This is a genomic window from Pseudooceanicola nitratireducens (assembly GCF_900109195.1).
GTDB classification, from domain to species: Bacteria; Pseudomonadota; Alphaproteobacteria; order Rhodobacterales; family Rhodobacteraceae; genus Pseudooceanicola; species Pseudooceanicola nitratireducens.
Map to the genome: position 1 here is coordinate 2,501 of NZ_FNZG01000002.1, position 5,839 is coordinate 8,339.

The following is a 5,839-nucleotide window of genomic DNA, read 5'->3' on the forward strand; positions in this document are numbered from 1 at the left end:
AGGCTTGCGCCCATTGTCTAAGATTCCCCACTGCTGCCTCCCGTAGGAGTCTGGGCCGTGTCTCAGTCCCAGTGTTGCTGATCATCCTCTAAAACCAGCTATAGATCGTCGACTTGGTAGGCCGTTACCCCACCAACTATCTAATCTAACGCGGGCCGATCCTTCTCCGATAAATCTTTCCCCCGAAGGGCGTATAAGGTATTACTCTCAGTTTCCCGAGGCTATTCCTTAGAGAAGGGCACGTTCCCACGCGTTACTAACCCGTCCGCCGCTCACCCGAAGGTGCGCTCGACTTGCATGTGTTAGGCCTGCCGCCAGCGTTCGTTCTGAGCCAGGATCAAACTCTCAAGTTGAAAACCGATTACTCGGTTATCCTTGACGTTCGAACCTCTGCACATCACTCCCCGGCCGGCATGACCGGGGAAAACCGTTTGGTTGTGCTTCTGGTTTCATCAGAAACCGGAAACCGTCCAAACAGTGAAGCTGACGCTCTATCATCGGCCGGAGCCTAAGAGCGCGAGTTATATGTGCAGTTGTTTGTTCATCGAAATGAACCAAACCGCCCACATATCTCTTCAGATACCATCGATTTCAAATAGCGTAGAGACAAAATCTACAGGAAGCGCCGCTTTACTTTGTGGCGCGCCCCGCGTCAAGCATCTCAGTGTTCTTTGCCTCAGTCCCTCTAGAGCGTCGCTCCGTCGTTCCGTCTGGCGTCCCGTTAGCGCCTCAGCGCCGCCGGTGAGGGGGTATTTACGGTTGAGGGCCAAACTCCGCAAGGGCTTTTTTCCGGGTGCCGTCATCTTTTTTTCAAAAACCTCGAAACCCACATGAAAACAGTTACTTACAGAGATACTTTTTTCGATTTTCCGACCAGAAACCTGACCCTGGCAAGACGTTTAATCGGGCCTTAACCCCACATCTTGGGTTATCCACAGACTTACCCCCAAAACACCCCAGAATCCCCCCCAACTCTGCCCTTGGGTCACCCGAATCCGAGGGGAATCGAGGGCGACTCGGTGGCTGAATCGGTGAATCGCCCTGATCGGACTGAAGTGAGGTGAATCGAAAACGCCCGCGACGGTGTCACGGGCGTTTCGGGTCTTGCGACTGGGAGAGTGCGATCAGCCCTTACGGCGGCGGAGCCAGGCGAAGGCCCCGAGGCCGCCCGCCAGAAGCGGCAAACCTGCCGGCAGCGGAACGGCCGGTGTCGCCCCTGCTATGCTGAACTCGAACCCGGTGAAAAAGCTGACCGTGGATGCGCTGCCGTTCGTCGTTGTAAAGGTATAGACCTCTCCCGCGGTGAGAGAGAGCGGGCCCCCGACAAAACTGGTGGATACCGGCGTTCCGGTTCCCAAGAATGCCGACGTGCCGAAAGCGTTCCCTGTCGATGATACGCCTGTTCCCGTCACATCGAAGATCGCACCGGTATTGAATTGCTGCGCAAAACCGGCAAACGCTGTCAGGGAGATGTCTTCCGAGACAGTCAGCGAAAAGGTTGTGGTATTGCCACCGCCGCCACCGAAGGCCAGTGCCGGGTTAGCGGGTTGGATAACACCGCCGTTCCACGCACCGACAGTCCGGAACTGGCCGCCGGTCGCGAAGGTGAAGTTCACGCCTGACGATTGTTCGGCGAACCCATTGATCGGTCCGCTAGGATTGTACGTGACAGAACCAGCGACAAACACTTCATCCGTCAGGTCGATGGAAGCAGCAGAGGCGTGAGTGGCGGTAAAGGCGGTGGCTGCGAACAGCGCAGCAACAAGAGCTTTCTTCATGAGAAGTCCTTTCAGAATACGATTTGGATCAAACAAAACATCTTTAATGACGTCATGATCGCCGGAATCGATTTTTCGTCAAGGAAAACTTGATTTCCTCCCAGCCGCTACCTGCGGCGGGACAGGATCGGCAGGCGCAAGGCCAGCAGGGCAAGCACCACGCCCAGGTAGATCAGCGGTTCATACTGAAAGCCCTTCACCAGCATCACGAAGTGCACCGCCCCCAGAACCGCGGCGAGATAGACAAGCTTGTGCAGTTGCCGCCAGCGCGCGCCCATCTGCCGGATCGAGAAATTGTTCGAGGTCACGGCCAGCGGGATCAGCAGAACGAAAGCCGCCATGCCGATGGTGATATAGGGACGTTTGAGGATGTCGCGCCAGATCTGCGACAGGATCTGCACATCCAGCACCAGCCAGACCAGCAGGTGCCCTACTATATAGAAGAAGGCCAGAAGTCCGATGGCCCGGCGGAAGCGCAGCAGGTTGATCCTGGCAAAGCGGCGCAGCGGCGTGATGCAGAGGCCTGCGATCAGAAGCCAAAGCGCCCATTCCCCCATCTGGTGTTCCATCGCCTTGACCGGGTCGACACCCAGCCCGCCGGTCAGGCCCGCGATGAACAGCCAGATCGGCGGAACGGCCCCCACTATATACAAGACCCACGTCGGAACCCGACGGGCCCCTTGGTTGATGGCCTGAGTCAGCCGGTCGCGCAGGCCGGGGGTGGCAGAGGTGCTGTCGCTCATCGCTCAGTAGTTCTTCTGCAGGTCCATGCCGTCATAAAGCGAGGCGACCTCTTCGCCATAGCCGTTGTACATGTCGGTCTCGCGCCGCGATCCGAACAGGCCCGCGCCGATGACGCGTTCGGTGGCCTGGCTCCAACGGGGGTGATCCACGGTCGGGTTCACGTTGGAATAGAAACCGTATTCGCGGTGGTTGGCGTCTTTCCAACTGGTGAAGGGCTGATCTTCCTGCAGGGTGATGCGCGTGATGCTCTTGATCGACTTGAAGCCGTACTTCCACGGCACGACCAGACGGATCGGCGCGCCGTTCTGATTGGGAAGATCCTTGCCGTATAGACCGGTGGCCATCAGGGTCAGGGGGTGCATCGCCTCGTCCAGGCGCAGCCCTTCGCGGTAGGGCCAGTCCAGCACGGGATAGCGCAGGCCCGGCATCTCCTCGGGGCGGGCGGCGGTTTCAAAGGCGACGTATTTTGCACCGGACTGCACGCCGGCCCGTTCCAGCAGGCTGGCCAGGGTGAAGCCGTTCCAGGGGATGACCATCGACCAGGCCTCGACACAGCGCAGGCGATAGATGCGTTCCTCGATCTGCGCCTTCGCCAGGATGTCTTCCAACTGGTAGTCGCCGGGCTTGTCGACCAGCCCGTCGATGGTGACGGTCCAGGGGCTGGTGGTCAGCGTATGGGCATATTTCGCCGGGTCGGATTTGCCGGTGCCGAATTCATAGTAGTTGTTGTAGTTGGTGATGTCCTCGTAGGAGTTCGGCTCCAACCCCTCGGGCGCGGCCAGCGCGGGGCCAGCGATTGCGCCCAGCCCCAGGCCCGCAGCCCCAGCCATCCATTGCCGCCGATTGAGATAGAGCGCCTCGTCGGTGACGTGGTGATCCTTGAATTGGCTTTTCCAGATGCGGGACATGACGGGCTCCGTTGCTGCGTACATATACAAGTACGAGCTAGGGCCCGGATTAGTTACACCAAGTCGGGAAAGATCACCGCAATGGCATAATCTGTAACATTCGCGCGGGCGGCGGGGCGGCCCCGGCCCGCGCGACGGGGGGCGGGCCTAGCTGTGGCTTTTGTTCACGTCGCCGGCGTCGCAGCTGGGGCGCAGCTTGGACAGCAGAACGGATTCCGCATTGTCCTGAACGACCCGCACGTGATGACGGCGCATCTTGCGCGGTTCGTTCACGCCGACGGAATGGGCGATGGTCTCGACCTCTTTGATCATCTGCTTGGCGTAATTGGCGACGCGTTCGTATTTCTGATCGACAACCAGCCCACGCTGCAGATGCTTCTGGTGCGTGGTGATCCCCGTGGGGCAGGTGTTCTTGTTGCACTTCAGCGCCTGGATGCAGCCAAGCGAGAACATGAACCCCCGCGCCGAAGTGACGAAATCCGCGCCTGCGCAGATTGCCCAGGCCACGTCGGACGGGTTCACCAGCTTGCCGCTGGCAATGATGCGGATGCGGTCGTGCAGGCCAAAGCGGTCGCGCAGATCGGCGACCCGCAGCAGCGCCTCGCGCAGGGGCATGCCGACCAGGTCGATCAGCGGCATGGGGGCCGCGCCGGTGCCACCTTCGCCGCCGTCGATGGTGATGAAGTCGGGCGCGTGGATGGCCCCGCGTTCCAGGATCTGCTGAAACAGCGCCTCGAAGGTGTCCGAGGATCCGATCACCGTCTTGAAGCCCACGGGCTTTCCGGTGACCCGGCGGATATGGGCGATCTGGTCCAGCAGATCCGAGAAGTTGCGGATCTCGGGGTGCCGGTTCGGTGAAATACTGTCCTTGCCCACGGCGATCCCGCGGATCGCGGCGATTTCGGCATTCACCTTTTCGCCGGGCAGGATGCCGCCCTTCCCGGGCTTCGCCCCCTGCGCCATCTTCAGCTCGAACATCTTCACCTCGGGCTTCGCCGCCACTTCGCGCAGCTTGTCGTCGCTGAGGTTGCCGTGTTCGTCGCGCACGCCGTATTTCGCCGTGCCGATCTGGTAGACGATGTCGCAGCCGCCGGTCAGGTGATAGGGCGACAGCCCGCCCTCACCGGTGTTCAGCCAGATATTGGCCTTGGCCGCACCTTTCGACAGCGCCTCGACCGCGGGGCGGGAAATCGCGCCATAGGACATGCCCGAGATGTTGAAGATCGACGGTGCCTCGTAGGGTTTCTTGGCATAGGGTCCGATCACCAGCGGCTTGGTCGCGGCGGCCTGGTCATCCAGTGGCGGGAAGGCGGCGTTCACGAAGATCGGCGTGCCGGGTATCGCCAGGTTGCGGGTCGAGCCGAAGGCGACGGTGTTCCCCTTGCCGTTTGCGGAATGATAGACCCAGTCCCTTTGCGCCCGGTTGAACGGCATCTCTTCGCGGTCCATCGCAAAGAAATACTGCCGGAAGAATTCGCCAAGGGTCGAGAACAGATACCGGAAACGGCCGATGACCGGATAGTTGCGCCGGATCGCGTCATGGGTCTGAAAGCGGTCCAGGAAGAACAGAACCACCACGACCAGCGCCCCCATCCCGACCGCCAACAGGAAGACAAGCGCCAGATATTCCACGGCGGTGCCGACAAAGCCCATAACATATTCCCTTGTTTATATGTGACGCATGTGCTGACCTGAGGTCACTGGTAGATTGGCGCGATGTCGGCCAAGCGGCAAGGCAGGTAATGCGCCTGTATGGGAGGACAAGCCATGAAACTTGCTTGCAACCTGAAGGGACCGGGGGCCGTTGCAATTGGTCTTGCGATCCTGATGCCCCTCGGCACCGGGGTCGCGGCGCAGGATCAGCTGAACGGGATGGTCTATTACACCACCGATCAAAGCTTTGACGACGTCACCTTTGGACTGGAGAACGCGATCATCGAAGAAGGCCTGGTGATCGACCACGTCAGCCACACCGGAGAGATGCTGGAACGGACCCGCGCCGATGTCGGATCCGAGGTGGTGATCTTCGAGGCGGCAGACATCTTCTCCTTCTGCTCGGCGCAGTTGTCGCGCGAGGTGATGGAGGCCGACTGGACCAATGTCGTCTTCTGCCCCTATCACATCTTCGTCCTGACCCGCCCCGAGACCCCGGGCGAAACGCTGATCGGCTATCGCAGCTTCCCCGAGGGCGAGATGAAGAAGGTCGAGGCGATGCTGGACCGGATCAGCCGCGCGGCCCTGGGAATGTAGTATTCGGGGCGGCGGTGGCCGCAGGGGGGCCGTCTGGTCAACCGTTTTTGGAGCTAGCCCGTCTGGCTTCGGCTTCGGCTTCGGCTTCGGCTTCGGCTTCGGCTTCGGCTTCGGCTTCGGCTTCGGCTTCGGCTTCGGCTTCGGCTTCGGCTTCGGCTT

Annotated in this window: 5 protein-coding genes and 1 rRNA gene (1 of these 6 only partly in view); 1 reads left to right on the top strand and 5 read right to left on the bottom strand. The window is 60.4% G+C overall.

Going from position 1 to position 5,839, the window contains the following annotated elements; translation table 11 throughout:
* The 5 genes from BMX99_RS05825 to BMX99_RS05845 all read right to left on the bottom strand — a co-directional run.
* A 16S ribosomal RNA gene (locus BMX99_RS05825) occupies nt 1-353 on the bottom strand; it reaches 1,109 nt to the left of the window's first position.
* Nucleotides 354-1,124: 771 nt separating this feature from the next.
* Complete coding sequence (locus tag BMX99_RS05830) at nt 1,125-1,778, bottom strand: VPLPA-CTERM sorting domain-containing protein (RefSeq protein ID WP_093448551.1); 654 nt, start codon at nt 1,776-1,778, stop codon at nt 1,125-1,127.
* 107 nt (nt 1,779-1,885) lie between these two features.
* Entirely contained in the window at nt 1,886-2,521 is a 636-nt protein-coding gene (gene msrQ / locus BMX99_RS05835) for a protein-methionine-sulfoxide reductase heme-binding subunit MsrQ (protein ID WP_093448553.1), read from the bottom strand.
* Between the two features lie 3 nt (nt 2,522-2,524).
* Entirely contained in the window at nt 2,525-3,430 is a 906-nt protein-coding gene (msrP, locus tag BMX99_RS05840) for a protein-methionine-sulfoxide reductase catalytic subunit MsrP (protein ID WP_093448555.1), read from the bottom strand.
* Nucleotides 3,431-3,577: 147 nt separating this feature from the next.
* Nucleotides 3,578-5,083, bottom strand: a complete 1,506-nt coding sequence (locus tag BMX99_RS05845; protein ID WP_093448557.1) for an FMN-binding glutamate synthase family protein — start codon at nt 5,081-5,083, stop codon at nt 3,578-3,580.
* A 174-nt stretch (nt 5,084-5,257) separates the two neighbouring features.
* Between BMX99_RS05845 and BMX99_RS05850 the strand changes: the two genes are divergently transcribed.
* Nucleotides 5,258-5,680 (top strand): DUF302 domain-containing protein, encoded by a 423-nt coding sequence (locus tag BMX99_RS05850; protein ID WP_093451110.1) that lies wholly within the window; start codon nt 5,258-5,260, stop codon nt 5,678-5,680.
* Nucleotides 5,681-5,839 lie beyond the last annotated feature (159 nt).

What these genes read in the sequence shown, in the direction of transcription:
- msrP (WP_093448555.1), bottom strand. Translation starts at nt 3,430, where the DNA reads ATGTCCCGCATCTGGAAAAGCCAATTCAAGGATCACCACGTCACCGAC.
- BMX99_RS05845 (WP_093448557.1), bottom strand. Translation starts at nt 5,083, where the DNA reads ATGGGCTTTGTCGGCACCGCCGTGGAATATCTGGCGCTTGTCTTCCTG.
- msrQ (WP_093448553.1), bottom strand. Translation starts at nt 2,521, where the DNA reads ATGAGCGACAGCACCTCTGCCACCCCCGGCCTGCGCGACCGGCTGACT.
- BMX99_RS05850 (WP_093451110.1), top strand. Translation starts at nt 5,258, where the DNA reads ATGCCCCTCGGCACCGGGGTCGCGGCGCAGGATCAGCTGAACGGGATG.
- BMX99_RS05830 (WP_093448551.1), bottom strand. Translation starts at nt 1,778, where the DNA reads ATGAAGAAAGCTCTTGTTGCTGCGCTGTTCGCAGCCACCGCCTTTACC.